Raw genomic sequence first — 26386 nt, 5'->3', positions numbered from 1 at the left:
GCCGACCGCGCCGATGAGGCGAAAATGGCTTGTTCTCGTGTTCATCGTCATCGCGCAGCTGATGGTGATACTGGACGGCACGATCGTGACTATCGCGATGCCTGCCGCCCAGGTCGATCTGCAGTTCGGTGACGAGGATCGGCAGTGGATCGTCACTGCCTACTCGCTCGCCTTCGGCAGCCTGCTCCTCCTGGGCGGTCGCATCGCGGATCTTGTCGGGCAAAAGCGCGCTTTCATCATCGGGCTGGCCGGGTTCGCTCTGGCGTCGGTGCTCGGAGGTATTGCGCCGTCGTTCGGTTTTCTGGTCGGCGCGCGAGCATTGCAGGGTGTGTTCGGCGCGCTCCTGGCCCCGGCCGCGCTGTCCCTCATCTCGATGATCTTCACTGATGGCAGGGAGCGGGCGAAAGCGTTTGGTATTTTCGGCGCCGTCGGCGCCTCGGGTGGTGCGATCGGCATGCTCCTGGGTGGCGTGCTGACCGAGTACATGTCCTGGCGCTGGTGCCTGTTCGTCAACGTGATGTTCGCCGTCGTCGCGCTCGTCGGCGCGGCATCCCTGCTGCCCCGCATCGTGGTCACTGCTCGCCCCCGCCTCGACGTGCTGGGGGCGATCACGGTGACGGTCGGTCTCGTGGGAATCGTGTACGGGTTCGCCCGCGCGGAGACCGAGGGGTGGAGCGATGCGCTGACCCTGGCCTCATTGCTCGTCGGTGTCGCGCTCGTGGCCCTGTTCGTGCTCGTGGAACGGCGCGCGGCACACCCCCTGCTCCCGCTTCGTGTGGTCCTCGACCGTGACCGCGGCGGCGCCCTGCTCGCCTTGGTCCTGGCCAACATCGGCCTGTTCGGGTTGTTTCTGTTCCTGACCTATTACCTGCAGAGCACCTTGGGGTTCTCCGCGCTGATGACGGGTGTCGCGTTCCTGCCCTTCCCACTGGCGGTCATCATCAGCGCGAATTTCGTGGGCGGCATGCTGCTGCCCAGGGTCGGGCCGAGGGTGATGCTCACCGTCGGCGCGCTGATCGCCGCCGCGGGCCTGCTGATCCTGCAGGGCCTTTCCGTCGACGGCTCCTATCTCGCCGTGGTCCTGCCCGCGCTGGCCGTGATGGGATTCGGCATGGGACTGATCTTCACCGCGGCCATCTCGACGAGCACCCTGGGCGTCGAGCCCGGCGACGTGGGCGTTGCCTCGGCGGCGGTCAATATGGTGCAGCAGGTCGGCGGATCCATCGGAACGGCTCTGATGAGCACCATCTACGGCGGCGCGGTCGCGCAATACCTTGCCGGCCGCGACCAGACCAAGGGTGCTACCGACGCCGCCGCGGTACACGGCTACCACGTGATCTTCGCCGTCTCAGCCGTCGCCCTCGTCGCGGTCGCACTCGTGTGCGGACTGCTCGTCCGGCGCGCCCGCGACCAAATCACGCCCGCCCCCGAGCAGGCTGACGCACCCGTCGTCGTGCACTAGCCCTGCCCCTCACTGCCTGGTCGAAAGACACAGGGAAGATCTCTCATCGAAAGCGGATACCGCGAGCAGGACGTCCGGAACAACCACGCAAGCCCACAGTCATCACATCCCGTCTCCCCCCTCTCAGGAGAGGCACATCTCCAGTAAGGACGAATCATGAAAATTGGTGTTATCGGTACAGGGGCGATCGGGGCACACCTGGCGCGCATCTTCAGTGCAGGCGGGCACGAGGTCGCCGTCGCGAACTCCCGGGGGCCGGAGACCATCGATGCGGACGTGCTGGAATTCGGGGCGCGAGCGGCGACGGCTGCCGACGCCGTACAGGGCAAGGACGTCGTGATCCTGTCCGTCCCCTTCTTCAAGGTCCCGGAGGTGGCCGGACTCTTCACTGCCGTGCCCGAGGAGACCGTCGTCATCGACACCACCAATTACGTCCCCTTCCGGGCGTGGAACGTTCCTATCGAAGGGGTGGGGCAGGGTCAGGTCGAGAGCCTGTGGGTGGCCGAGCAGTTGGGACGACCGGTGGTCAAGGCGTGGAACGCGGTCCTGGAAGGCACCTTGAAGACCAAGGGTGTTCCCGCGGGAACACCAGGCCGGATCGCGCTTCCGGTCGCCGCCGACTCCGACGAGGCGCGGCAAGTGGCCATGCGCCTGGTGGACGAGAGCGGCTTCGACCCCTTCGACGCAGGCAAGCTGGCCGACTCCTGGCGTCAGCAGCCGGCAACGCCCGCGTACTGCACCGAGCTGAGCCTCGACGAGCTGGGGCCGGCCCTGCAGGCGGCCGACCGGGAACGGACCCCAGGCATCCGTGACCGCCAGCTGGAGTACCTAGCGGGTCTCCCCTCCATGCCCGCGCTGGACGAAACGGTGGAGCTCAACCGCTCCCTTCACCGCTGACGCCGATTTCGTCACCGACACCACCGACGAGCCCGCCGGTATGTGTGGCACAGTCGTGCCCCACGTACCGGGCGAGTCCTCGACTACGAGTAAGAGATCGTTCACCGGCCGCGCCGGCTGGGCGGCCCGACCCGAACACAGGGTCCACCTCAAACGGCTCGGCGCTTGTCCCCGACCGAAAGGAACGCATTCATGAAACGCTGGCAGGCAAACGAGTTCGGCGCGCCCAACACCGTCCTGAAGAAGGTGGAAGTCCCCCTTCCCGAACCCGGCCCGAACGAGGCCCGCGTGCGCGTCCTGGCCGCCAGTGTCGCGCTTCCCGACCTCATGATGGTCCAGGGCCGCTACCCGCTGGTCCCCTCGGCCCCGGTCTCTCCCGGCCAGGAAATCGTCGGCATCGTGGACAAACCCGGCCCCGGATACCCCTTCTCCGCGGGCACCCGGATCATGGGCAACAGCCGTGCCGACATCGCGATCGGTGGACTCGCCGAATACACGCTCAGCCCGACTACCGGGGCGACGCCGGCCCCCGCCGAACTCACCGACGCGCAAGCCGCCGGATTCCCCGGCTCATACCACGTCGCCCACGTCGGCCTCGCCCACCGGGCCACGCTCCGCGAAGGCGAGACCCTCCTGGTCCTGGGTGGCTCAGGGCGCACGGGATCGGCCGCCATCCAGCTCGGCAAAGCCCTCGGTGCCACCGTCATCGCCACCGCCCGCCACGAGGACAAGGCGCGCTTCTGCCGTCTCCAGGGCGCCGACCACGTCGTCGACCTCAGCGAACACGACCTCGCCGAGACAGTGCTCGAACTCAGCGGCGGTCATGGCGCCGACGTCATCTACGACACGGTCGGCGGTGAAGCATACGAGCAAGCCACCTCGGCTGTCAGCCGTGGGGGACGCATTCTGCTGGTCGGCTTCGCCAGCGGCACGTGGGGACAACCCGACCCCCAGCACATCGTCTTCAACGACTACTCCGTCAGCGGAGCCCTTGCCCTCTTCCGCTCCGACACCGAACGCGACCTCACCCGCGAAGCCCTCTCCGCCTTCCTGCGCGACGGATCGATCACCCCGCCCGTCACCGAGACCTACGACTTCGATGACGTCCCCGCCGCCATCACCAGCCGCAGCGGAGGCGCCGTCGGCCAGGCCGTCGTCACTGTTGCTCCAGCGATCGTCCCGCAGCCGTGACGACTTTGGGGCGCAGCGGCGGGCACAACCTGATCAGCCTGCCCGAGGGTCTGCTCTACGCGACCGCCTGTATGGCATCCGGTCCCTGGCCGGCATCGAAGCCGGAACACTGCCAGCCGCGACGACCTCCGCCCAGCTATCCACCTGCTGAGCACGCTGACACTCTCTAGAACAGGGTGTCGCGCACCCGCAGCGGCCGGTACCCGGTCGGCCCCAACGCGGCGAGTTCGGCGTCGATATCGACCTCGATCGCGCCGAAGAAATTGATGTTCTCGCTGTGCGCTGGACTGATGTGGGCCAGTACGTCCTGATCGATACGACGGCCGGTACGCCGCATCTGCTCGACCGCCAGGCCGTAATACTCTGTCGTCCAGGCGATCACGGTGTTCGTCGCCAACGTGAGGCACCAGGCCTGTTCGGTCTGCCCGTCCAGGTGCCGGGCAGAGATCATGCCCTCGTGGGTGTAGAGCAGGTCGCGGCGCAGCGCGTGCAGGGACTCGCCCTTGTTCAGCTGGCGGGAGATCTTGCGCCGATAGTCCGGATCCGACAGGTACTTCGCGGCGTAGATGGTGCGCCGCAGCGCCCCGTACTCCTTCAACGCGGCAGCCAGGGCGTTCTGACGACCCGACGCCGAGAGCTTTCCGACCAGCAGCGAGGCGGTGGCGTGCCCGAACTTCAACGACCCCGCCAGCCGGAGCAAGTCGTTCCAGTGCTCGGCGATCAACTCGAGATTCAGCTTCCGGGTCATCAACGGCCCTGTCCGCGGGAACCTCGCCTCGGCCTCGGCCTCGGCCTCGGTACGCGGACCGGCGCTGCCACCATCTGATCGATGTATTCAGGCTGAGTTGAGCGCGGATGTCTGGATGTAGGTTTGGTGTCCGATCGATCCGGTGGCGAACGATGAGGTAGGGCTATGTCGACGAGAACGTCCCCGTTTCAGGAGCGGAACTTGCCGGAAAGCCCGACGAGTTTCGTCGGGAGGCGAGCGTTGGTCACTGCGGTCAAGTCGGCGTTGGCGACAGCACCGATTGTGACCATTACCGGTCCTGGCGGGGTGGGGAAAACGCGACTGGCAATTCAGGCGGCGCGGCGGGTGGCTCGTTCTTTTCCTGGCGGGGTGTGGTTCGTCGAACTGGCGGATGTGACGGACCCAACGGCGATTGCCATGGTAGTTGCGGAGGCGATGCGGATTGCTGATCAATCGAGCGCAGACACCGTTGAAGTGGTCCTCAGACATCTGCCTGATCGTCGGGCACTGCTGATTCTGGACAACGGTGAACACCTGGTCGACGCGGTGGCAGATCTGGCGGGCTCCCTGATTCGACGTGCCCGCGATTTGCGGATCATTGTGACCAGCCGCGAGCCACTGGCGGTGGCGGGCGAGCATGTGGTGTCGGTTCCTCCTCTCGCGGTCCCCGAGCTTGATGATGGTGGTCTTGTCAGCGACGACGCTGCCGGCTTCGAAGCAGTGGAATTGTTCGAGCAGCGTGCGTCCGCTGCATCTCCAGGCTTTGTCGTCGACGCCGGCAACATCGACGACGTTGTCCGGCTGTGCAGGCGGCTGGACGGAATTCCTCTGGCGATTGAACTGACTGCTGTGCAGGTCCGGAACCTGAGCATCGCCGAGATCGCGCATCGTCTCGAATCGAGTGAGGGGTTGCTGGCGGCAAAAGTGCGGGGGGTGGACGTGCGTCACCAGACTATCGAAGCGGCAATGAAGTGGAGCTATGACCTGTGTACGCCCGGTGAGCAGCAGATTTGGATCCGCTTGTCGTACTTCGCTGGCAGCTTCACCCTCGACAGCGCGGTCACCATTTGCACTTTCGGCGGTGTGAATGAGACGCAGGTGCGGGAATGGATTCTCGGACTGATCACCAAATCTGTCGTTGATCGCCTCGACGATGAAAACCGGTACAGATTGCTCGAACCGATCCGGCAATTCGGGCGGCGGCTCTTGTCCGCGTCATCCGACGAGCGCGTAGTAGACGAATCGGAGCTGGCGCTACGCCATCTTCGCCACTACGCAGATATTGTCGCCGTCGCTGAGCGCGCGTGGCGTTCGGGAGCGGGGCAGGTCGATGCGGCGAACTCAGTGATGTCGGAAATTCCGAACATCCGGCAAGCAATCCGTAACGGCCTCGAACGAGATACCCACGCAGCGGTGGCCGATGACATGATTACCGGCCTGTGGCATCGGTGGATCTCGGGACTGGCACGAGAGGGCCAATATTGGTTCGGTCGATTGTCAACCTCTCCTGCGGAACTTTCAGCAAAGTCCCTGTGGGTCAAGGGGTGGATCGCGTTGGCGCAGGGCGACCCTCGGGCGGCGATTCCCGTCCTCGACGAAGCGGCCGAGCGAGCTGATGCCGATGACGACCCAATCTTGACCGGCTATGTCACCCAAGCAAGGGCATCGGCGTCGATGTTCACCGGGCGTTTCGACGAGTCGGCCCGCCTGTACGAGGAGGCAGTGTCGATCTTCGACACCGTTGAGCTGTGGGACTCGGTTCATCTGTTGGCGCTCGCTCAGCAGTCGTGGATTCATTTGGTCCTCGGAAATCTCGAGCGGTCACGCTCGTTGGGGGTCATCCTTCGGCGTCGCAGTGACGAGATCGGCGAAGTGTGGGCGCGAAGCTGGGGGGACTGGGTCAACGCTGTCGACCTCTGGCAAACGGGAGAAACGGACACTTGTGCTGAACTCTTGCGTAGGAGCATCCGGTCGAAGCGGTCCCTTGCCGACCTCACCGGTATCGCGTTCGCGCTCGAAGTGTTCGGTTGGCTCGAATGTGATCGCGGGAATCGGGTGCGCGCCGCACGGCTACTCGGGGCGAATCGATCCCTCTGGGGGCCGATCGGAAACCCCTTGTTCGGTTTCGACCAGTACCTCGAAATTCACCACGAGCATGTCGACATTCTCGAAAAGGACCTCGGCATCGAGAGATTCGATGCCGAACTTGCCCGCGGCGCGAAGATGAAGGTGAATGAGGTCCTCGACCTGGTATTGAGTGCACCGGACCGCGCATCGGCAGGTTCCTCGCCCGCGCAGGGCTCGGGCCTCGCTCGCCCCGAAGGTGCCGGTACAAGGAACATCGGGGGACCGAGTCGCGGCCGCCCCAAAGCGGCTGGAGTGCTCACTCCCCGCGAATGGCAGGTGGCGGCGCTGATCGCCGCGGGCTCAAGTAATGCTCAGATCGCTGCCGACTTGGTGATCGCCCTACGTACGGTGGAAACGCACGTGGAAAACATCCTGGTCAAGTTGGGTTTCACATCCCGCACTCAGGTCGCCAGCTGGTACCACACGAACACCGAGAATTAGATACGTAGTCGTCTACGTAGTTGCCCCGGTTCATCTGCTCGGTGGCTCACGCACAGTTGTGTATGACAGAAGTCACACACAATCGTTTGTGTGACTGACCGACTGGACGTGGGAGGCAACCAATGGACGTACGACTGGCCGATGGTAGGTCGGCTGAGTCCGTGGCCACCGAATTTCGAGAGGTCATGGCGGGAGTGTGCACTCCGGTGGCCGTCGTGACCGCCATGGACGGCACTCGACCCCACGGCACCACCGTCAGCGCGTTCGCGTCGTTGTCGATGAGACCGCCGATGGTCTTGATATCACTCGACCGCGGATCGGCTCTGTTGACCGTGGTGCGGCAGACCGGACGTTTCGGAGTGAACATCATGTCTCACACCCAGTCAGGAACCGCTATGCAGTTCGCCCGCAAGGGGCCGGACAAGTTCGAGGGAACATCGTGGACGAGTTCCAGTGGGCTTCCTCGACTGCACGGAACCTCAGGCTGGCTGGCGTGCGATCTTGTGGAACTTGTCGACGGCGGCGACCATGTCATCGCCTACGGCGGCATCGTCGAAGCGGTCAAGTCCTCTGTGGCTCCGCTGACCTATCACGCACGCACATTCGGCACCCATTCTGCAGTGGAGGTGAAACCATGATGTCTTCTCGCCACCCCCACGACGCCGTGGACCACGCCGTCGCGGCGCTCGCTGCAGGCCGGATGATCATTGTCATCGACGATGCCGACCGAGAAAACGAGGGGGACCTGGTGGTTGCCGCCTCGTCCGTCACGGACGAGCAGATGGCCTTCATCGTGCGGCACAGCACTGGAATCGTCTGCGCCCCGATGACCGTCGAGCGTGCCGCGGTGCTGCGGCTTCCGCTGATGGTCGAGGACAACACCGATGCGTACGGGACGGCCTTCACCGTGACGGTCGACCACGTCGATACCGGAACGGGGGTGTCGGCGACCGACCGCGCCGCCACCGTGCACGCGCTGGCCGATGACTCCACTGCCCCCGCCAACCTCCGACGACCCGGCCATATCTTTCCGCTCCGCGCCCGTCCGGGTGGCGTCCTCGTCCGCTCCGGCCACACCGAAGCCTCCGTGGATCTGGTGCGGCTGGCAGGAGCGGGCGAGGTGGCGGTGATCTCCGAGATTGTCGCCGACGACGGATCGATGCGGCGCGGAGAGGACCTGTTGGCCTTCGCCGACGCTCATGGGCTCCCGGTTCTGCATATTGGCGACCTGGTGCGTTACCGCAACGCCACCGAGTCGCAGGTCGAGCAGGTCTCCACGTCGTCGATGCCCACCGCATTCGGGCAGTTCCGGGCCGTGGCATATCGGTCGAGTTTCGATGGCATCGAACACCTGGCTCTCGTGATGGGTGATGTCGCCGCCGCCGGGCGGACCGATGCTGGAGTGCTCGTACGGGTACACAGCGAATGCCTCACTGGTGACGTCCTCGGCTCGCTGCGCTGCGATTGCGGAACACAACTCGAGCAAGCTCTGGCGGCCATCGCCGACGAGGGCTGCGGTGTCCTGGTTTACCTCCGCGGACACGAAGGTCGAGGAATCGGTCTGGCACACAAGATCTGCGCCTATGACCTTCAAGACCAGGGCCTGGACACCGTCGATGCCAACCTGGCGCAGGGTCTTCCCGTGGACGCCCGCAGCTACGAGGTCGGCGCCCACATCCTGATCGATCTCGGAGTGCGCCGGTTGCGCTTGATCACCAACAACCCTGCCAAGTACGACGGCCTCGACGGGCACTCGCTCGAACTCGCGGGACGAGTCCAACTTCCCACGGCCGAGACTGACCACAACATCGACTACCTGCGCACCAAGCGCGATCGGCTGGGCCACCACCTCGAGATGCGGCCGACCGGCCTGGCGCCACGCCCGCGACCACTCGTCGAACTCTCGATGCTCTGACCCTGCACCCTGTTGCACCGTCTCACCGACAGCACACCGGCCGGCCATCGGTCGCCACCCGCGGCGGCAGTAACCGACACGGCTCCCAACAGATCCCCTCCGGCGTCCCTCGCCGCCCCACCCTGGAGAAAACCATGACCACCGTCGTCGAAACCACCACCTCTGACAACGCTATCGATCACACCGAACTGGTCTCCCGCGCGGAAGCTCTGATCCCGCTGCTGCAGAAGAACGCGGTCTCCACCGAAGAACACCGTCGCGTGGACCAGGACAACATCGATGCCATGGACCAAGCCGGGCTCTTCCGGGTCTCGGTGCCCCGACGTCACGGCGGATTCGAAGCCGACTTCCGCACCTGGATCGCGATCGAAGAAGCGCTCGGGCGCGGTGACGGGTCGACTGCATGGGCGTTCAGCCTGCTCAACATCGGTAACTGGTTCGTCGGACTGTACGGCGAACAGGCCCAGGAGGAAATCTATGGCACGGCAGGCGGCGCCCGCACCTGTGGGGTGTTCACCCCCTCCGGATCGAGCACCAAGGTCGATGGGGGCTGGAGGGTGACCGGCAAGTGGGGCTTCGCCTCGGGCAGCTGGCACGCGAACTGGGCCATGGTGGGATTTCCGCTCACCGACAGCGATGGCAACCCCGATGTTGGGTTCGGCATGATTCCTGTGTCCGACTATTCGATTGAGGAGACGTGGTTCGTCGCCGGGATGTCCGGTTCCGGAAGCAACACCGTCGTTCTCGACGACGTCTTCGTGCCTGAACACCGCGTCCTTGCCCTCGGCGCCTCGGCCGTGCACGGATTGCCGACTCCGTTCACCGACGAATCTCTCTACCAGGCCCCGTTCCTCGCTCCCGGATGTCTGATCCTCGCCGGCCCACAACTGGGATTGGCACGGGCCGCCCTCGACCTGGTGATCGAAAAAGCCGGCCGCCGTGGCATCGCGTACTCGAGCTACGAACAGCAGACGTACGCGCCGACGGTGCAGCTGGCCGTCGCGGAAGCCGCCGCGCAGATCGAATCCGCCCGCGCACTCGTCTACACCCTCTGCGACGAGGTCACAACCACTGTCGCCGCCGGACGCACACTCGAGCTCGCCGACCGGACCCGCATTAGGGTGGCCAATGCCTACGCCATCAAGACCGCACGGGAAGCGATCCGCACCTTGGTCTCTGCGCACGGCGCCTCATCGTTCGCGAACGCCAACCCCCTTCAGCGGATCTGGCGCGACAGCGAAGCCGCCAGCCGGCACGCCTTCGCGCTGTTCGAGACCGCCGCAGAGGTGCACGGCAAGGTTCTGCTCGGTGTCGACGAGCTCCCCACAACGCTTCTCTGACAATCCATTCCATTCCATCCCGATACAGGAGGTCCTCATGCCCTCGCCCGAACGTCTGGCCCACGTGGTGTTCCAGACCAACGACGTTCCCCGGCTCCGCGATTGGTGGCTCAACGTTCTCGAGGCCAAGGTCCAGTACGGAAACGACCGCATCTGTTTCCTCGCCTACGACGACGAACACCACCGGCTGGCCCTGGCGAACCTCGCCGACGGGTACAAACCGCACGATCCCGACACGCTCGGTATGCACCACGTGGCATTCACCTATGCCACCCTCGCCGACCTGATCGCCACCTACGAACGACTCCGCGACGAGGACATCACCCCCTGGTGGCAGATCCACCATGGACCGACCCTGTCGCTGTACTACCGGGATCCGGACGGAAACCAAGCCGAGATGCAGGTCGACGTGTACGACACCGTCGACGAGGCGAACGAGTTCATGTTCGGCCCCGAGTTCGCCGCCAACCCCATCGGCATCGAGTTCAACATGGAAGACCTGATCGCCCGCCGCAAGGCCGGCGAACCGGACTCCGAACTGATCAAGAGACCGACGACGACAGCGACGTCGTAACCGTCTCACTGCGCCTACGCGCGTACCTATTCCCTATCCAACTTTTGCTCAGAGGGCACTTCATGAAGATCGCGAACCAAAACAACCGCGCCGTACTCATCTCCGGTGACCAAGCACTCGACATCGAACAAGCCAGCAGCGGCCGATTCCCCGCCGACATCGCCGCCCTCTTCCACGTGTGGCAGGAATTCAGCGAATGGGCACAGTCCGCATCGTTCGCGTCCGCCGGTGACCTTCGTCAGGACCAGTTGGGGGCACCGAGCCCGACACCGTTGCAGGGATTCGGTATCGGCGTCAACTATGCCAAGCATGTCGCCGAGGCGGGCTGGCCCGTCCCCGAATACCCGCTCGTGTTCCCGAAGTTCCCCACCTCGGTGACCGGACCGGGCACCACCATCGCACTGTCCGGACCCCGCGTGGACTGGGAAGTCGAAGCAGTCATCGTGATCGGCCGCGAAGCCCACAAGGTTTCCGCCGACGATGCGTGGGACTATGTCGCCGGAGTGACCATCGGCCAGGACTTCTCCGACCGGGACGTGCAGCAGCGTCCCGAATCGCACCCGCAATTCGGCCTCGGCAAGTCCTTCCCCGGATACTCCGCGATCGGCCCCGTCCTGGTCACTCCTGACGAATTCGACGACCGGAACAACATCGCCCTGGGTAGCTTGCTCAACGGCAAAGAGGTACAGAACTCGAGCACCAGCGACCTCATCTTCCCGGTGGGCCAGCTGATCGAATACATCTCGGGAATCGTGACCCTCACCCCGGGTGACCTCATCTTCACCGGAACACCCTCCGGCGTCGGCACCGCCTGGAACCCGCCACGTTTCCTGCGCGAGGGCGACGTCATCGAAAGCTGGATCACCGGTATCGGGCAGATGAGCCACACCTTCTCCGGACCGGAACCGGCGCACGCATGAGCACCATCCTGGTCACGGACTACTCCTGGCCCACCCTCGACATCGAACGTGAGATCCTCGCCCGGGTAGGTGCGGAGCTCGTCGTGGCCGACACCGGAACCGAAGACGAGCTCGTCGACCTCGCAGCCGACGTCGACGCGATCTTGACCTGCTGGAAGCCGGTCACCGCTCGAGTCCTGGAAGCAGCACGATCCTGCCGTACCGTCGGCCGCTACGGGGTCGGACTCGACAACATCGACGTCGAATGCGCCACCCGGCTCGGCGTGATCGTGTCCAACGTTCCCGAGTTCTGCACCGAAGAAGTCGCCGACCACACCCTCGCCCTGATCCTCGGACACACACGTAAAGTCGCGCAGTTCGCGCAGCAAACCGCCACCGGTGGTTGGGACAACAAAGAATTCGGCGCACTCAAACGGCTCCGAAACAGAACTGTCGGGCTGGTCGGCTTCGGAGCCATCGGGCGGGCTGTAGCCCACCGGGTCCAGGCCTTCGGGATGAACGTCGTGGCGTTCTCACCGTCACAGGCCGGCAAGAGGGAAGACGCCGGGGTGACGTTCACCCGCACGCTCGACGAGCTTCTCGCCTGCGCCGACATCCTGTCCCTCCATCTGCCGGCGAACCCGGCCACGACAGGCATCATCGGAGCCCGCGAACTCGGGTTGCTTCCCGCCGGCGCCGTGGTGATCAACACCTCACGCGGTGCACTCATCGACGAATCAGCCCTGCTCGACGCGCTCGAACGCAATACCCTGGCCGGAGCCGCACTCGATGTGATGGCCACCGAACCTCCCGGGAAGGACCATCCGCTCCGCCATCGACAGGACGTGATCCTGACGCCACACGCGGCATTCATCTCCGACGAAGCCGTCGCAGACCTGCAACGCACGGCAGCAACGAACGTCGCCGCCGTGCTGCGCGGCGAACTACCTTCGCATGTGGTCAACGCCCAGGTGATCGACTCCCCACACGCACGCTTCTCGACCCGGAACACGGCGCTGACATGACCATTCACCCCATCGATAACACCACGACCGGGCTTGCTGACGAGGTGACGGCCTTCCTGATCGACCGCGGCCTCGCCAACGAGGACACGCCTCTCGACATCGCACCGCTGTCGGGGGGAGTGTCCAACGACGTCCTGGCCGTCTCCGGTCCTGGAGTAGACGTCGTCGTCAAGCGTGCGCTTCCCAAACTTCGCGTCGAGGCCGACTGGTATGCCTCCCCACAACGCCTTATCACCGAGGCACACGCGATCGACGCCGCAGGCACGCTACTGCCGCACCACGTGCCGCCGATGCTGGCATTGGACGAGGACAGACACTTGATGGCCCTCGCCCGAGCCCCACGGGACTTCACCGAATGGAAGACCGACCTGCTCGCAGGACAGGTCGCGCCCCACATCGGCGCAGTTCTGGGACGACTGTCGGCCACCCTCCACGCGGAGTCCAGCGACAACCCGGTCATGCGAAACACGTTCGCCGACACCGACGCCTTCCTTGAACTCAGAGTCGACCCGTTCTACCGATGGACGAGCGACCACCATCACGACCTCGCCCCAGCGATCGAGGCCACCGTCGACCATATGCTCGCCACCCGGATGTGTCTGGTCCACGGGGACTTCTCGCCGAAGAACATCCTCACCGGTGCCGACGGGTTGTGGATCATCGACTGGGAGGTAACCCACATCGGTGACCCGACCTTCGACGTGGCCTTCATGCTGGCGCATTTCGTGTGCAAGGCACTGCACACTCCGTCCGCAGCCCACGAATTCCGGGATTTGGCACGAGCATTCCTCGATGCCTACCTCACCCACCCCCAGCCTCGATTGCCCGAATTCGACCGCGACCACCTGCTGCGGCAGATCGGGTGCCTCCTGCTCGCCCGCGTCGACGGTAAGTCGCCGGCGACCTACCTGTCCCCGGCCGCCCGGGCGCAGGCGCTCCAGATCGCTCGGCAGGTACTACTTCATCCCCGCCCCACCTTCGACCTTCTCTGGAGGAACTGACCATGTCCGGTACCCGAATCAAATCGGTGTTCTCCTGGGAGGCCCTCGATTCCCGCGGCAATCCGACCGTGGCCACGGAGGTCACCCTCCACGACGGGACCGCGGCCACGGCGATCGTGCCGTCGGGTGCCTCCACCGGCACCCACGAAGCCGTCGAACTACGCGATGGCGGGATCCGGTACGGCGGAAAAGGCGTAACCTACGCGGTCGCGAACGCCAACACCACACTGCGCGACGCCGTCTGCGGGATCGACGCCACCGACCAACGAGCCGTCGACGCCGCTCTGCGCGAGGCAGACGGTACACCCCACCTGTCGACGATGGGTTCGAATGCCGTCTTGTCGGTGTCGATCGCCTCAGCCCGAGCCGCTGCCCGAGCCGCCGGATTGCCCCTCTACGCCCACATCGGAAACGACCCCCTGCTTCCGCTGCCCATGGTCAACGTCATCTCCGGTGGCGCCCACGCCGACGGAGCGGTCGACATCCAGGACTTCCTCGTCGTCCCGGTCGGCGCCGACAGCTTCCGCGAGGCGATCGAATTCGCCTGGCGAGTGCGTCGCGGCACCGCCCAGGTGCTCGAGGATGCCGGATACGATGTCGCGCTCGTCGCCGACGAAGGCGGACTGGGCCCGAGACTGCCGTCCAACCGTGCGGCATTGGAGTTTCTCGCGCGCGGCATCGCCAAGGCCGGCCTCGATCTCGGAGCACAGGCCGCGATCGCGATCGATGTCGCCGCCACCGAGTTCTACGACGTGAACTCGGCCCGCTACCATTTCGCCTCCGAGAACCGGCACCTGAGCTCCAGCGAGCTCATCGCCGAACTCGAAGCATGGTCGTCGGACTTCCCGATCGTGTCCATCGAAGACATCCTGTCCGAAGACGATTGGGACCATTGGCCCAAGGCACAAGCAGCTCTTCCCTCCACCCAGCTCCTCGGTGACGACCTGTTCGTGACCAATCCCCAGCGACTGGCACAGGGAGTGGACCGCGGCGCAGCAAATGCTGTTCTGGTCAAACCCAATCAGATCGGCACCCTCTCGCAGGCGCGCGAGGTCGTCGACTTCGCACGAGAACACAACGTCGCCACGGTGCTCTCCGCCCGATCGGGTGAAACCGAGGATTCGTGGCTGTCCGACCTGGCGGTGGGCTGGCGCACGGGACAGATCAAGGTCGGATCGACCACCCGCTCGGAGCGAACCGCCAAATGGAATCGGTTACTCGAGATCGAAGCGAAACTGGGGTCATCGGCCCAGTACGCGGGGGCTGGAGCGCTGGCACCGAACCCCGTATGACCGAGGGTTCCTACACAAGAACTCCTATCTCGCAAACGAATCGGCCCGAACTCGACATGGAGAAGTATGTGCCTCACAAGCAAGGTGTTTGATCCTTCCAACAAACTGACCAGGCGAGGCCTACTGGCCGGTGCAGGAAGTCTCGCCGCTGCAGTGGGGCTGTCTGGCTGCTCTTCAGGGACAGGATCAGCGACACTCCCACAGACGTTCGACGACGTCACCGTCCCGCCTGCCATCGGTGAGGAACGTTTCGAGATCATTCTTCTGGGCACGCAAGGCGGCCCTCCTATCGAACCCAATCGAACAGGCATCTCAACTGCTGTAGTCATCGAGGGCCAGGTGTATCTTGTCGACTGCGGCCGTGCATCTGCAAGCCAGTATGTACGCTCGGGTCTGCAGCAGAGAAATCTGAACTCGATCTTCCTGACCCATCTGCACGCCGACCATGTCTCGGACTTCTATGACTTCTTCCTCGCAGGGGGAACGGTTCCCAACAGCGCATATGGCGACTGGATCGAGAATCCTGTCCACGTGCACGGACCTGGCCCGGCCGGTGGCCTTCCGCCGAAGTTCGGCGGCGGTGAAGCTACCACGGTGGGCACCGATCCAACACCCGGAACGATCAAGTTCGCTGATCGCTTGCACGATGCGTTCGCATACAGCACCAATATGTTTCTCCGCGACAGCGGAATACGCGACGTCCGCACGCTCATGGACATCACAGAAATTGGAATCCCTGAAGTCGACGTCAACTACACCACCAGGGCGCCGAGCATGACACCTTTCACGGTAATGGAAGATGACCGTGTACGAGTGACTGCAGTCTTGGTTCCCCATGGGCCGGTGTTTCCATCATTTGCATTCCGGTTCGATACCGACTACGGATCGGTTACTTTCTCCGGAGACACAGCCTATTCCGAGAACGTCATCAGGCTTGCGAACCGGACCGATCTGCTTGTGCACGAGGCGATCAACCTGCAAGGGGCAGATCTACCCGAAGCGTTCCGATCCCACATGCTCGAGTCTCATGTAGAGGTGCAAAGGGTCGGCTCCGTCGCCGAACAGGCAGGCGCCCGACGACTCGTGTTGTCACATGTTGCCGACATAACCAATGAATCCATCGATGTCGACGTTTGGAACGGGTGGGCGCAAGAAGGGTACGGAGGTGACGCGACCGTTGGATCCGATTTACAACGCATCCAGCTCGCATGAGTTCCGCACCATCCGCGAAGGAAATGATCTGCAGGTCGGGCCCTGCCGTCCACGCACGATCGACCGCAACTCGACCGCGCAGACTGCGCTGACAGAACGCATACATCGGGCCCACACGGCCTCAGCTCAACCGGAAGGGGGCATCACACGATGTCTGTACAAGGATCGACGACATCCCTCGCTCGGCCGAAAGTGGTCGCATCCGCGGCCGACGCGGTCTCCGACATCCCCTCCGGAGCCTCGCTCGCGGTCGGTGGATTCGGTCTCGCCGGGGTACCGGACACGGTGATCGCCGCCCTCGCGGACACGGACGTCGCCGATCTCGAGGTGATATCCAACAACTGCGGAGCCACCGGACACGGACTGGATCTGTTGCTCACCCGCGGCAAGATCCGGCGGATGATCGCCTCATACGTGGGCGAGAACAAAGAGTTCGCCCGCCAGTATCTCTCCGGAGAACTCGAGGTGGAACTCACCCCGCAAGGCACCCTGGCCGAGAAACTCCGAGCCGGCGGCGCTGGCATCCCAGCCTTCTTCACACCGGCCGGAGTCGGAACCCCGATCTCTGCCGGCGGACTGCCGTGGCGCTACGCACGAGATGGGTCAGTTGAGCTCGCCTCCCCGCCGAAGGAAACCCGGACGTTCGCTGGAAAGCGATACGTTCTCGAGGAGTCGATCACCGCGGATTACGCGCTTGTTCACGCCCTCATCGGGGACACCGAAGGCAACCTGGTCTTCAACAAGGCAGCACAGAACTTCAATCCCCTCGCAGCGATGGCCGGACGACTTTGCATTGTCGAGGTCGAGCAACTCGTCGCACCTGGGGTCATCGACCCTGCTCAGGTGCACCTGCCGGGCATATACGTCGACCGGATCGTGCACACAGGCCCGCAGGACAAACACATTGAAAAACGTACCGTCCGTGCCGGCAAGGAGGACTGACCATGACCGCAGTAGTGCAAACCCAAGGCTGGACCCGCGAACAGATGGCGGCCCGCGCGGCCCAAGAACTCGCGCCGGGACAGTACGTCAACCTCGGGATCGGACTGCCCACGCTGATCCCGAACTTTCTGCCGGCGGGTGTACGAGTAACCCTGCACAGCGAAAATGGAATTCTCGGTACCGGGCCCTACCCGGATGAGCAGCACGTCGACGCCGATCTCATCAACGCCGGCAAGGAAACCGTTACCGTCAACCCCGGTGCGTCGTACTTCGATTCGGCCGCCTCGTTCGGGATGATCCGCGGCGGACACATCGACACCGCAGTACTCGGCGGAATGCAGGTCTCTGCATCCGGAGACCTGGCGAACTGGATGGTCCCGGGCAAGATGGTTAAGGGCATGGGTGGGGCGATGGACCTGGTGCACGGTGCCCGCAAGGTCATCGTGCTCATGGAACACACCGACCGGGACGGCAACCCAAAGATCGTCGAGGAATGCGCCCTGCCACTCACGGGCGAGGGCGTGGTCAACCGCATCATAACCAACCTGGCGGTCCTCGATATCACCGACACCGGGCTGGCGCTGCGCGAATGCGCCCCCGATGTCACCTCAGAACAGGTTCGTGCCGCGACCGGTGCGCCGCTGTCCTAGGCGACGGTCGCCGGCGCGAACCGAGGGAGATGCCCGAGTCGGGCCGATCCGGGCATCTCCCTCCTCCCACTTTCTCCAGACAAGGACCGCAAAATGCCGATGGGCCACGTGATCACACTGACCTTCACCCACGACACTCCCGAGCATGTATTCACCGCACTGTCCGCGTCCCTCGACAAACTCGCGTCAGCATGCCAGGGAATCGAATCCTACTGGCACGGAAAGGATCTAAGACTGCGAGAAACCACCGCCGACTACGCCGTCACCGCCATATTCCGGGACCACGACGCCTTCACTGCATACCTCGCCGCACCAGCACACGTCCGGCTCAATGCGGAACTCGTCCAGCCTTACCTCGCAGAGAAGTCATCGGTACAGTTCGACGTTCCGGCGACCACCCACCCGTAAAGACGACCTCGGACGGTTACATACCGTAACTCACGTCATCGACTCACAGCACTCAGCACGTCGGATGCCCGAACAGCTCGGGCTCCGGCGGATACACCTGCAACAAACAAGATCGGAAGATACTAGACATGACCACTCAGGAATCTGTCGTCATCGTCGACGGTGCCCGCACCCCCGTTGGCAGCTTCGGTGGCGTGTTCGTCGATGTACCCGCCCACGAACTCGGCGCCACCGCCACCAAGTACGCCCTTGTCCGCGCGGGCGTCGCGCCCGAGGACATCGACGAAGTGGTGATGGGCTGTGTTGGTCAGGTGGGGGCGGATGCTTACAACGCTCGCCGTGTCGCCCTGTCCGCTGGACTGCCGGTTTCGGTCCCTGCCCATACCGTCAACCGGTTGTGCGGCTCAGGGTTGCAGGCTGTATGGTCCGCTGCGATGCAGATACGTTGGGGTGGAGCCAATCTCACCGTCGCCGGGGGTAACGAGAACATGTCCCGCATGCCCTTCTACGACTTCGGGGCCCGCACCGGTTACAAACTCGGGAATCGGACGCTCGTCGACGGCACCGTCGGCATGCTCACCGACCCCTTCGACGGCATACACATGGGTATCACCGCCGAGAACGTTGCACGCAAGTACGGAATCAGCCGTCAACAGCAGGACGAGTTCGCGGCCGAATCGCAGCGCCGCGCCGCTACCGCTCGTGCCCGAGCCGTGTTCGACGAGGAGATCACCCCAGTCCAGGTCGGAGGTCGCAAGCCTGTCACCATCACCACCGACGAACATCCCAAGTCCAGCACCACTGTCGCAACCTTGGCCACGCTGCGCCCTGCCTTCGAGGCCGGTGGGACCGTCACCGCCGGCAACGCTTCGGGCATCAACGACGGGGCAGGTGCGCTGGTACTTTCTCGTGGATCCGTTGCCCGGGAGAGAGGGTTGGGCGGGCTGGCAACGATCGAGTCGGTCGCAACCGCTGCCCTCGAGCCGGAGCTGATGGGCTACGCACCGGCGTTGGCGCTCGCCAAACTGTTCGAGCAGACCGGCACCACCGCCGCCGACATCGACACCATCGAGTTGAACGAGGCATTCGCCTCTCAGGCGGTCGCGGTAATCCGCGACGCCAAGCTTGATTCGGAGAAGACTAATCCCTATGGGGGTGCGATCGCACTTGGCCACCCCGTCGGCGCCACCGGCGCCATTCTGACCTTGCGTGTTGCCAAAGATCTGGTGCGACGCGATCTAGAGCTAGGTATTGTCACCATGTGCATCGGCGGCGGCCAAGCCCTCGCCGCGCTGTTACGTCGTGTGCACTGATGTGCTGCCAATCCAGCTCAGACGCCTGGCCCGGCAACACGTTGATTGACACATATGGGTAACGCGACACTGCCACCGCCGAGGGCTGCGCCATGTACGGCATGTTGTCGGCGGTAAGGGGGCCGGCCCTCGAAGCTCAGCCCGACCAGATCGAACTCGCACAGCGCCTCTACGACGCGGGCGAGCACACCGTCGCGCAGATCGCGGACATGCTGAAGGTGCCGCGCACCACCGTGTATGGGCATCTAGGCACGGGAAAGAAGCCCGATCGGAGCACACGGCACCGCCCGAACCGTCGCCGCCTCACCGACAAGCACTCTGTGGTTACTTCGTACCTGGTTGCGACGTTCCAGGCTCGAGGTTATCGACCAGGCGCGGATGGCCCGAGCGGCGCGATGCGTGGGGGGACCGGTTGCGTGCGTCTCGCCGGAAGTTGTCGTTCTCGATGGTCAGTACGTGCAATGCGCGAGCGAAAGTTTCGCTGGTCAGGCGGTAGCGGTCCCGTTCGTCTCGCAGCGACTGGTTCGACTTCTGCAGGGTGGCGATCTGCTCGCGGAGCTTGACCTCGTTGTCGGGGATGCCGTCGCGGGTTCGTCTTTGCGCGTAGAAGAGATTCTTGAGGTCGGTGTGCTTGTGGGTCAGCTTGTTTCGCTTCACCCCCGCTTCTTGCGCGAGGGTGACGATGTCCAGCTTGCCCGACGACCGCAGCGGTGTTCCCGCGAACAGGCGCTGCATGGCCGCGGTGATGGCACGTCGGTCGTCGTCATCGGTCAACGTCGGTCTCCTCGCGGTTCGTGATGCGGGTCTTCTCGTGCTGTTCGACGAGTTTGTTCAGGTGGGCTGCTCGTTGACGGAGGCGTTCACGCAGCGGCATCGGGGTGGCCGGCTCGACGATTTCGTCGCGGAGTCGGGCGATCTCGCTGCGCAGTGCGGCGATGTGGGTGTCGGTGCGCGCGATGTTCGCGCAGGACGGATCGCACCGGTCGATCGCCGGGGATTTCGACCGGCCGGACGGGTGAGCGCGATCCGGGTGGCAGAGCGATTTGGCTGGATCGTAGTTGCAGGTGAGGAACGCCTCGGGGTTTGTCGTGAACGTGGAACTGCGGAACTTTGAGCAGTGCGCGGGCCTGTGTGGGGGTCAGGAACATGCCCTCGAACCGGTTCCGGGCTTCGGTGGCGGCGCTGATCAGCCGAACGTTCCAGTCCGTGGCAACGGGGTGCGAACGAGAATTTCAACGGGCTCACTCGACAGTATTTCCCGAAGGGCACCGATCTTTCGGTGCACAGTCACGCTCATGTGCGGTCGGTAACACGTGAGCTCAACACTCGCCCACGGAAGAACCTGGAGTACGCAACTCCCGCCACGGTATTCAATGCCGAGCGACGGGCCACCGCTCACCGGCGACGCACTGCGCTGGAACTCGCGATGCCGACTGCGGTAACGTAACCCGTGAGCTGGGAAGACCCAGATTTCAATAGGCTTGTGTTGCAACGACAGTGAGAATCTGCCCGCCCCGAAAGCGAAATCAGCACCGGACGGGGCTATCGGGTTTGTGCTGGTCAGCGAGTTTCGGTCAGGGGCCGGCTTTCGGGACGTGCCGGTGAGCGTTCCGCTATTGAAGCGCGGCGATCGCCTCGACTTCGACAAGCTGGTCCGGGTAGCCGAGTACAGCAACGCCGAGCAGTGTGCTGGGCACGTCGTGATCGCCAAAGTGGCGGCTGACGACATCCCACGCCGTCACCAGGTCCGCTCGTGCGTTGCTGGCGACGTAGACCGTCGTCTTGACCACGTCGGGCAGATTGGCACCAGCGGCGTGTAGCGCGGCGCGCAGATTGAGCATCACTTGTTCGGCCTGACCTGCGATGTCCCCAACCGCTACCGTGGCGCCGGCCTCATCGAGCGGGCAGGCACCAGCGGTGAATACGAGCCTGGATGGCTGCTGGGTCCTCGCCGCGTACGCGTAGGGCACGTTGCCGTCAACGCCGACGGTCGAATCAGCTCGATGTGCATGTCGTCGCTCATGGTCACAGTCTCGCAGAGCGCAGGTTTCGACATAGTTTCTCGACACGAGTTGTCGACGCTTGCGACGTACCGAATCCGCCGGTCAGAAGTGATGTCGATAAAAAGGGGATCGAACTTCGACGCCACTTGAGGCCCGCCCACCGGTTACCGCGGCGCGCTGCCGGTTGCCGTTTCGTTCGCCGGTGTCAGCGGATTCGTCTTCGTCTTCATTCTGGCTGACAGGGCGAGGGCGGGCACGATGCTCAGCGCGATCACTCCGCCGGTGACGGCGAGGACGGTGTAGTCGGTGGCCGCGACGATCATCCCGGAGGTCAGCCCGCCCCCGGCCCCGGCGACGGCGATGCACAGATCGACGGTGCCCTGGGTGCGGGCCCGGGTGGTCAGCGGGACCTCGTCGGTGATGATCGTGGTGCCGCTGACCAGTCCGAGGTTCCAGCCGAGGCCGAGCAGGCCGAGGGCGAGGGCGAGGGCGGGCACCGACGATGCCGGTACCGCGGCTGCGGTGATCCCGGCGGCGAGCAGGGTGAGCGCTGAGGCGGCGGCGACCGGCCGGGGTCCGAGGCGGTCGACGAGCAACCCAGACAGCGGGGACGGTAGGTACATGGCGCCGACGTGGACGGCGATGACCATCCCGGCGGCACCGACACTGTGGCCGTGGTGCTGCATGTGGATCGGGGTCATCGTCATGATCGCGACCATCACCAGCTGGGTCACCACCATCACCGTCGCCCCGAGTACCACTGCCGGGGACCAGGTCCGCTCCGCAGCGGGGGCGGTCTCGTCGACGGCCGCGTTGGGGGTGTCGACGGCCAGGGTCCGCGCCAGCAGCAGCGGGTCCGGGCGCAGCAACACCCACAGCACCAGCGCGGCGAGGGCGTAGGCGGCGGCGGAGAGCACGAACGGCCCGGACAACGCCGGGATGCCCCACCGGGTGGCCAGATCGCCCATCACGGTCACCAGATTCGGGCCCACGACGGCACCGACGGTGGTGGCCACCAGCACCGTGCTCACCGCCCGGCCGCGGTGGTGCGCGCTCGCCAGATCCGCTCCGGCGTACCGGGCTTGCAGGTTGGTCGCGGTGCCCGCGCCGTAGACGAACAGGGCGAGGAACAGCAGGGCGATGTTGCCCAGGACCGCGGCCGCCACCACCCCGAGGCTGCCGAGGGAGCCGGCCGCGTACCCGAGAGTTAGGCCCGTCCTGCGGCCGAGGCGTTGCGAGATGCGCCCGACAGTGACCGCGGCCGCGGCGGAGCCGATAGTGAACATGGCGCTGGGCAGCCCGGCGAGGCTGGTGGTCTCGAGCATGTCCTGCGCCAGCAGCGCCCCGACCGTGATACCGGCGGCCAGGCCGGCGCCGCTGAGCACCTGGGCGCCGACCAGGACCGCCAGTGTGCGGCGCTGCTGCGGGTTCTGCTGCGAACTCATCGATCACCTCGGAGGTTTCGGGGTGGGCCCGCACAGACGCGGCCGGGACAGGAGTTTTCGGTGATGCCGGGTGTGTGGTCAGGTCAGGGAGTCGACCGGCAGGGCCGCCAGCCGCCACTCGAGCATGCCGTCGGCCAGCCGCGAGGCGCGGCGGCCGTGGTCGGTCAGGAGCCGGACCGCGTCGTGGGCGAGCACGCAGTAGGCGCCGCGGCAGTAGGCGACGATCTCCTGATCCGCAGGTAGGTCGGCGAGGTGATCGGCCAACTGGTCCAACGGAATCGACACGGCGCCGGGGATGTGCCCGGCCTGGTATTCCTCGCGGGGACGCACGTCGAGGACCGTCACCTTCCCGGACCGGGCCCGCTCGAGTAGTTGGTCCTTGCTGACGTGTTCGGTGTCGGCGGGGCCGAGGTAGGCGGTGCGGGCGGCCTCGACATCGGGCAGGTGGTCGTTGGCGACCGTGCGGACCAGCGCGAACAGCTGCGCCACATCCGCACCGGCGAGCCGGTAGAACACCTTGGTGCCCTCGCGGCGGGCGGCGACCAGATTGGCCTGCTTGAGGGTTTGCAGATGCGCGGACGCGGTCGTCAGACCCAACTCGGCCGCGCGGGCGAGCCCGTCGACGGTGCGCTCGCCCTGGGCGAGCAGATCCAGCAGCTCGAGCCGCTTACCGCTGCTGAGCGCCTTGCCGATCCGGGCGAACTGGTCGAACAGTTCCGTCTTCGCGATCCGATCACCCATAGCATTCTCCAATCATCTTTGGAATAGTGTAGAACATGGATCGGGTGTTCCGCCCGGAATGCCCTCATGTCGAGGCAGGAGAAGACCATGGCCGGGATCGATCTGGTGCCGCTCGTCGACGAGGGGCTCGGCAATTCCGCGTATCTGGTGGATCTGGGGGACGGGCGGGCGTTGGTGGTCGACGTCAGCCGGGACCTGCGGGCGGTCCACGCCGCGGCCGCCCGCCGCGGGTTGACCGTCGCGTTCGCCGCCGACACCCACCTGCACGCCGACTTCCTTTCCGGCGCCCATCAACTCGGCGCCACCGGCGGAACGCGGGTGCTGGCCTCGGCGGCCGGGGACCGGGAGTTTCCGCATACCGGGCTGCGCGACGGCGACGAGGTGGACCTCGGCGGTTTGCGGTTGCGGGCGCTGATGACGCCCGGGCACACCTACGAGCACCTGTCGTTCCTGCTCCTCGACGGCGAGAAGGAGGTCGGGGTGTTCACCGGCGGATCGTTGATCGTGGGTTCGGCCGCCCGCACCGATCTGATCGGCCCGGATCGCACCGAAGTTCTCGCCCGCGCCCAGTACGCCTCGCTGCAGCGCCTCGCTGCGCTGCCCGACGAGGTCGCGGTGTGGCCGACCCACGGGGCGGGGTCGTTCTGCTCGGCCCCGCCCGGCGCCGAGCGCACCAGCACCATCGCCCGCGAGCGTGCCACCAACCCGCTGCTCGCCGCCCGGGACGAGGACAGCTTCGTCGACCAATTGCTGGGGTCCCTGGGCAGCTATCCGCCGTACTTCCTCCGGCTCGGCGAGATCAACCGGGTCGGTCCTCCACTCCTCGACCAGGATCCGGTGCTGCCGGCCTTGACCGTCGACACCGTCCGGGCCCGACTGGGCGAAGGTGCCGCCCTGATCGATGTGCGCCCGCTGGCCCGTTTCGCGGCCGCCCACATCCCCGGCGCCCTCTCGATCCCGCTGCGGCCGGTGTTCGCGAGCTGGCTGGGCTGGCTCGCCCCGGCCGACCGGCCCCTGATCATCGTCCGCGACCCCGACCAGGACGTGAACGAGATCGTATGGCAGGGCTTGAAAATCGGATACGACAACCTGATCGGCGAACTCGATGGCGGCCTCGCCGCCTGGACCGCCGCGGAACTCGAGGTGACCGCCACCGCGCTGACCGGCGCCGACCGGGTCGGCAATGTTCGGGTCCTCGACATCCGTCAACGCCCCGAATACCTGGCCGGGCACCTGCCCGGCGCCGTCCACATCGAACTCGGCGCCCTCCCGGGCCGGGTCGACGACCTGCCCCGAGAACCGACCGTGGTGATGTGCGGGCACGGCGAACGCGCGATGGGCGCCGCGAGCCTGCTCGAACGCGCCGGGCACCGAAACCTCACGGTGCTCGAGGGCGGACCCGACGACTGGGCCGCCGCCACCGGCCGCACCCTCGAGACCGGCACATGAGCCCCACCTCGCCCCGGCCGATCCGACTCGGCCTGGGCGCCAACCTTGCCCAGTTCAGCCTGCTCGTCGCCGTCAATGCCCTCGTCGGTGGCATGGTCGGCCAGCAACAGACCGTGCTGCCGCTGCTCGCAGCGAACGAATTCGCCCTCACCGGTTACACGTTCATCTTCACCTACGTGGCCGCGTTCGGGATCACCAAGGCCGCCGCCAACTACGTCGCCGGCACGTTCTCCGACCGCTACGGCCGTAAACCGGTCCTGCTGGTGGGCTGGCTGTTCGCCATCCCCGTCCCGCTGATGCTCATCGCCGCCCCCAACTGGTGGTGGATCGTCGCCGCCAACGTGCTGTTGGGTATCAACCAGGGCCTGACCTGGTCGACCACCGTGGTGATGAAGATCGACCTGGTCGGCCCCGCCCGCCGCGGCCTGGCCATGGGCCTGAACGAGGCCGCCGGCTACGGGGCCGTGGCCGTCAGCTCACTGCTGGCCGGCTACCTCGCCGAACAGTACGGGCTACGGCCCGCCCCATTCCTGCTCGGACTCGCCTACACCGCCCTCGCGCTGCTGCTGTCCGGGGTGTTCATCCACGAAACCCGCGACCACGCGCGCCTCGAGGCCGCCCAGCACATCCCCCGCGCGGACGGTGCGCACGATCACCTGCACGCGGACCTGACCGACCGGCAGATCGCCGCGGCAACGAGTTTCACCGAACCCGCGCTGTCCTCGGCGAGCCAGGCCGGCCTGGTCAACAACCTCAACTTCGGCCTGTCCTGGGGTCTGTTCCCGCTGCTGTTCGCCACCGCAGACCTGCCCGCCGGCCAGATCGGGCTGCTGTTCGCCCTCTACCCCGGTGTGTGGGGCACCGGACAGCTGGTCACCGGCGCCCTGTCCGACCGCATCGGCCGCAAACACCTGATCACCACCGGCATGGCCCTCCAAGCTGCGGCCCTCGCCCTGATCGCCACCTCGGACGCCTTCCTCGGGTGGGCCGCGGGGACGGTGCTGCTCGGAGCCGGGACCGCCATGGTTTACCCCACCCTGCTCGCCGTGATCGGCGACGTCGCGCACCCAGCCTGGCGCGGGCGCGCCGTCGGGATCTACCGGGTCTGGCGCGACAGCGGCTACGCCGTCGGCGCCATCGCCGGCGGCATCGTCGCCGACCTGATGGGCATGCACGCCGCCCTCTGGGCCGCCGCCGCCGTCAGCACCGCCTGCGCCCTCGCCGTCGCCGCCCGCATGTACGAAACCCACCCCAGACCCATCAACACCAGCACCGGACGTGCGTCGAAGGATTGACCGCCTCACCGGAAAA

Annotated in this window: 25 protein-coding genes and 2 pseudogenes; 22 read left to right on the top strand and 5 right to left on the bottom strand. The window is 65.4% G+C overall.

Annotated elements, in window-relative coordinates:
* Positions 1-13: 13 nt before the first annotated feature.
* From JQT59_RS33755 to JQT59_RS33745, 3 genes are all read left to right on the top strand, one after another.
* Positions 14-1462: a DHA2 family efflux MFS transporter permease subunit gene (locus JQT59_RS33755; RefSeq protein WP_213573859.1), complete on the top strand. Its 1449-nt coding sequence runs from the start codon at positions 14-16 to the stop codon at positions 1460-1462.
* 156 nt (positions 1463-1618) lie between these two features.
* Complete coding sequence (locus JQT59_RS33750; protein ID WP_213573857.1) at positions 1619-2359, top strand: NADPH-dependent F420 reductase; 741 nt, start codon at positions 1619-1621, stop codon at positions 2357-2359.
* 192 nt (positions 2360-2551) lie between these two features.
* Positions 2552-3550: an NADPH:quinone oxidoreductase family protein gene (locus tag JQT59_RS33745; protein ID WP_213573855.1), complete on the top strand. Its 999-nt coding sequence runs from the start codon at positions 2552-2554 to the stop codon at positions 3548-3550.
* A gap of 166 nt (positions 3551-3716) precedes the next feature.
* On the opposite strand, the pseudogene JQT59_RS33740 reads toward JQT59_RS33745, so the two are convergent.
* Positions 3717-4337, bottom strand: a pseudogene (locus JQT59_RS33740) (Tn3 family transposase); the annotation flags it as partial.
* A gap of 243 nt (positions 4338-4580) precedes the next feature.
* Here JQT59_RS33740 and JQT59_RS33735 point away from each other — a divergent pair.
* From JQT59_RS33735 to JQT59_RS33670, 14 genes are all read left to right on the top strand, one after another.
* Positions 4581-6866, top strand: a complete 2286-nt coding sequence (locus JQT59_RS33735) for an ATP-binding protein (RefSeq protein WP_213573853.1) — start codon at positions 4581-4583, stop codon at positions 6864-6866.
* A gap of 122 nt (positions 6867-6988) precedes the next feature.
* Positions 6989-7504, top strand: coding sequence for a flavin reductase family protein (locus JQT59_RS33730; protein WP_213573851.1), 516 nt, complete (start codon positions 6989-6991; stop codon positions 7502-7504).
* Positions 7501-8781: a bifunctional 3,4-dihydroxy-2-butanone-4-phosphate synthase/GTP cyclohydrolase II gene (locus JQT59_RS33725; protein ID WP_283254034.1), complete on the top strand. Its 1281-nt coding sequence runs from the start codon at positions 7501-7503 to the stop codon at positions 8779-8781. Before JQT59_RS33730 ends, JQT59_RS33725 begins: the two co-directional genes overlap by 4 nt.
* A gap of 134 nt (positions 8782-8915) precedes the next feature.
* The gene (locus JQT59_RS33720) at positions 8916-10121 is read left to right on the top strand and encodes an acyl-CoA dehydrogenase family protein (protein WP_213573849.1); all 1206 of its coding nucleotides are present in this window, start codon (positions 8916-8918) and stop codon (positions 10119-10121) included.
* A 37-nt stretch (positions 10122-10158) separates the two neighbouring features.
* Positions 10159-10695, top strand: coding sequence for a VOC family protein (locus tag JQT59_RS33715; protein WP_213573847.1), 537 nt, complete (start codon positions 10159-10161; stop codon positions 10693-10695).
* Positions 10696-10757: 62 nt separating this feature from the next.
* The gene (locus tag JQT59_RS33710) at positions 10758-11615 is read left to right on the top strand and encodes a fumarylacetoacetate hydrolase family protein (RefSeq protein WP_213573845.1); all 858 of its coding nucleotides are present in this window, start codon (positions 10758-10760) and stop codon (positions 11613-11615) included.
* The gene (locus JQT59_RS33705) at positions 11612-12619 is read left to right on the top strand and encodes a C-terminal binding protein (RefSeq protein ID WP_213573843.1); all 1008 of its coding nucleotides are present in this window, start codon (positions 11612-11614) and stop codon (positions 12617-12619) included. The genes JQT59_RS33710 and JQT59_RS33705 overlap by 4 nt, the downstream gene beginning before the upstream one ends.
* Positions 12616-13620, top strand: a complete 1005-nt coding sequence (locus JQT59_RS33700; RefSeq protein ID WP_213573841.1) for a phosphotransferase family protein — start codon at positions 12616-12618, stop codon at positions 13618-13620. Before JQT59_RS33705 ends, JQT59_RS33700 begins: the two co-directional genes overlap by 4 nt.
* 2 nt (positions 13621-13622) lie before the next feature.
* Positions 13623-14912 carry a phosphopyruvate hydratase gene (eno, locus tag JQT59_RS33695; protein WP_213573839.1) on the top strand — a complete coding sequence of 430 codons (1290 nt, stop codon included), beginning with the start codon at positions 13623-13625 and terminating at the stop codon, positions 14910-14912.
* A gap of 66 nt (positions 14913-14978) precedes the next feature.
* Positions 14979-16124: an MBL fold metallo-hydrolase gene (locus JQT59_RS33690; protein WP_213573837.1), complete on the top strand. Its 1146-nt coding sequence runs from the start codon at positions 14979-14981 to the stop codon at positions 16122-16124.
* Positions 16125-16274: 150 nt separating this feature from the next.
* Positions 16275-17066, top strand: a complete 792-nt coding sequence (locus JQT59_RS33685) for a CoA transferase subunit A (protein WP_213573835.1) — start codon at positions 16275-16277, stop codon at positions 17064-17066.
* Between the two features lie 2 nt (positions 17067-17068).
* A complete protein-coding gene (locus JQT59_RS33680) occupies positions 17069-17716 on the top strand; it encodes a CoA transferase subunit B (RefSeq protein WP_213573834.1) in 648 nt (215 codons plus the stop codon).
* A 93-nt stretch (positions 17717-17809) separates the two neighbouring features.
* Positions 17810-18124: a Dabb family protein gene (locus JQT59_RS33675; protein ID WP_213573832.1), complete on the top strand. Its 315-nt coding sequence runs from the start codon at positions 17810-17812 to the stop codon at positions 18122-18124.
* Between the two features lie 128 nt (positions 18125-18252).
* Positions 18253-19437 carry a thiolase family protein gene (locus JQT59_RS33670; RefSeq protein ID WP_213573831.1) on the top strand — a complete coding sequence of 395 codons (1185 nt, stop codon included), beginning with the start codon at positions 18253-18255 and terminating at the stop codon, positions 19435-19437.
* A 17-nt stretch (positions 19438-19454) separates the two neighbouring features.
* On the opposite strand, the gene JQT59_RS37410 is transcribed toward JQT59_RS33670, so the two are convergent.
* Positions 19455-19682, bottom strand: coding sequence for a hypothetical protein (locus JQT59_RS37410; protein WP_249354696.1), 228 nt, complete (start codon positions 19680-19682; stop codon positions 19455-19457).
* On the opposite strand from JQT59_RS37410, the gene JQT59_RS38520 reads away from it, so the two are divergent.
* The 3 genes and pseudogenes from JQT59_RS38520 to JQT59_RS37405 form a co-directional block, all read left to right on the top strand.
* A complete protein-coding gene (locus JQT59_RS38520; protein ID WP_249354690.1) occupies positions 19587-20000 on the top strand; it encodes a hypothetical protein in 414 nt (137 codons plus the stop codon). The two genes, JQT59_RS37410 and JQT59_RS38520, sit on opposite strands and share 96 nt — an antisense overlap.
* A 248-nt stretch (positions 20001-20248) precedes the next feature.
* Positions 20249-20551, top strand: coding sequence for a hypothetical protein (locus JQT59_RS33660; protein ID WP_213573827.1), 303 nt, complete (start codon positions 20249-20251; stop codon positions 20549-20551).
* 87 nt (positions 20552-20638) lie between these two features.
* Positions 20639-20884, top strand: a pseudogene (locus JQT59_RS37405) (transposase); the annotation flags it as partial.
* Between the two features lie 166 nt (positions 20885-21050).
* Here the strand turns inward: JQT59_RS37405 and JQT59_RS33655 are convergent.
* The 3 genes from JQT59_RS33655 to JQT59_RS33645 all read right to left on the bottom strand — a co-directional run bounded on the left by JQT59_RS33655 (position 21051) and on the right by JQT59_RS33645 (position 23626).
* A complete protein-coding gene (locus JQT59_RS33655; RefSeq protein ID WP_213573825.1) occupies positions 21051-21407 on the bottom strand; it encodes a RidA family protein in 357 nt (118 codons plus the stop codon).
* 197 nt (positions 21408-21604) lie between these two features.
* The gene (locus JQT59_RS33650) at positions 21605-22885 is read right to left on the bottom strand and encodes an MFS transporter (protein WP_213573823.1); all 1281 of its coding nucleotides are present in this window, start codon (positions 22883-22885) and stop codon (positions 21605-21607) included.
* 78 nt (positions 22886-22963) lie between these two features.
* A complete protein-coding gene (locus tag JQT59_RS33645; RefSeq protein ID WP_213573821.1) occupies positions 22964-23626 on the bottom strand; it encodes an ArsR/SmtB family transcription factor in 663 nt (220 codons plus the stop codon).
* Between the two features lie 87 nt (positions 23627-23713).
* On the opposite strand from JQT59_RS33645, the gene JQT59_RS33640 reads away from it, so the two are divergent.
* Positions 23714-25075 carry an MBL fold metallo-hydrolase gene (locus JQT59_RS33640; RefSeq protein WP_213573819.1) on the top strand — a complete coding sequence of 454 codons (1362 nt, stop codon included), beginning with the start codon at positions 23714-23716 and terminating at the stop codon, positions 25073-25075.
* Complete coding sequence (locus JQT59_RS33635) at positions 25072-26370, top strand: MFS transporter (RefSeq protein ID WP_213573817.1); 1299 nt, start codon at positions 25072-25074, stop codon at positions 26368-26370. Before JQT59_RS33640 ends, JQT59_RS33635 begins: the two co-directional genes overlap by 4 nt.
* Positions 26371-26386: the final 16 nt, after the last annotated feature.

The sequence above is a fragment of the Rhodococcus sp. USK13 genome (assembly GCF_018343855.1).
Classification (GTDB): Bacteria; Actinomycetota; Actinomycetes; order Mycobacteriales; family Mycobacteriaceae; genus Rhodococcus_F; species Rhodococcus_F oxybenzonivorans.
This window is presented reverse-complemented; position numbering and strand designations above follow the sequence as displayed.

What these genes read in the sequence shown, in the direction of transcription:
- JQT59_RS33755 (WP_213573859.1), top strand. Translation starts at nt 14, where the DNA reads ATGAGGCGAAAATGGCTTGTTCTCGTGTTCATCGTCATCGCGCAGCTG.
- JQT59_RS33750 (WP_213573857.1), top strand. Translation starts at nt 1,619, where the DNA reads ATGAAAATTGGTGTTATCGGTACAGGGGCGATCGGGGCACACCTGGCG.
- JQT59_RS33745 (WP_213573855.1), top strand. Translation starts at nt 2,552, where the DNA reads ATGAAACGCTGGCAGGCAAACGAGTTCGGCGCGCCCAACACCGTCCTG.
- JQT59_RS33730 (WP_213573851.1), top strand. Translation starts at nt 6,989, where the DNA reads ATGGACGTACGACTGGCCGATGGTAGGTCGGCTGAGTCCGTGGCCACC.
- JQT59_RS33725 (WP_283254034.1), top strand. Translation starts at nt 7,501, where the DNA reads ATGATGTCTTCTCGCCACCCCCACGACGCCGTGGACCACGCCGTCGCG.
- JQT59_RS33720 (WP_213573849.1), top strand. Translation starts at nt 8,916, where the DNA reads ATGACCACCGTCGTCGAAACCACCACCTCTGACAACGCTATCGATCAC.
- JQT59_RS33715 (WP_213573847.1), top strand. Translation starts at nt 10,159, where the DNA reads ATGCCCTCGCCCGAACGTCTGGCCCACGTGGTGTTCCAGACCAACGAC.
- JQT59_RS33710 (WP_213573845.1), top strand. Translation starts at nt 10,758, where the DNA reads ATGAAGATCGCGAACCAAAACAACCGCGCCGTACTCATCTCCGGTGAC.
- JQT59_RS33705 (WP_213573843.1), top strand. Translation starts at nt 11,612, where the DNA reads ATGAGCACCATCCTGGTCACGGACTACTCCTGGCCCACCCTCGACATC.
- JQT59_RS33700 (WP_213573841.1), top strand. Translation starts at nt 12,616, where the DNA reads ATGACCATTCACCCCATCGATAACACCACGACCGGGCTTGCTGACGAG.
- eno (WP_213573839.1), top strand. Translation starts at nt 13,623, where the DNA reads ATGTCCGGTACCCGAATCAAATCGGTGTTCTCCTGGGAGGCCCTCGAT.
- JQT59_RS33690 (WP_213573837.1), top strand. Translation starts at nt 14,979, where the DNA reads ATGTGCCTCACAAGCAAGGTGTTTGATCCTTCCAACAAACTGACCAGG.
- JQT59_RS33685 (WP_213573835.1), top strand. Translation starts at nt 16,275, where the DNA reads ATGTCTGTACAAGGATCGACGACATCCCTCGCTCGGCCGAAAGTGGTC.
- JQT59_RS33680 (WP_213573834.1), top strand. Translation starts at nt 17,069, where the DNA reads ATGACCGCAGTAGTGCAAACCCAAGGCTGGACCCGCGAACAGATGGCG.
- JQT59_RS33675 (WP_213573832.1), top strand. Translation starts at nt 17,810, where the DNA reads ATGCCGATGGGCCACGTGATCACACTGACCTTCACCCACGACACTCCC.
- JQT59_RS33670 (WP_213573831.1), top strand. Translation starts at nt 18,253, where the DNA reads ATGACCACTCAGGAATCTGTCGTCATCGTCGACGGTGCCCGCACCCCC.
- JQT59_RS37410 (WP_249354696.1), bottom strand. Translation starts at nt 19,682, where the DNA reads ATGCCCATACACGGTGGTGCGCGGCACCTTCAGCATGTCCGCGATCTG.
- JQT59_RS33650 (WP_213573823.1), bottom strand. Translation starts at nt 22,885, where the DNA reads ATGAGTTCGCAGCAGAACCCGCAGCAGCGCCGCACACTGGCGGTCCTG.
- JQT59_RS33645 (WP_213573821.1), bottom strand. Translation starts at nt 23,626, where the DNA reads ATGGGTGATCGGATCGCGAAGACGGAACTGTTCGACCAGTTCGCCCGG.
- JQT59_RS33640 (WP_213573819.1), top strand. Translation starts at nt 23,714, where the DNA reads ATGGCCGGGATCGATCTGGTGCCGCTCGTCGACGAGGGGCTCGGCAAT.
- JQT59_RS33635 (WP_213573817.1), top strand. Translation starts at nt 25,072, where the DNA reads ATGAGCCCCACCTCGCCCCGGCCGATCCGACTCGGCCTGGGCGCCAAC.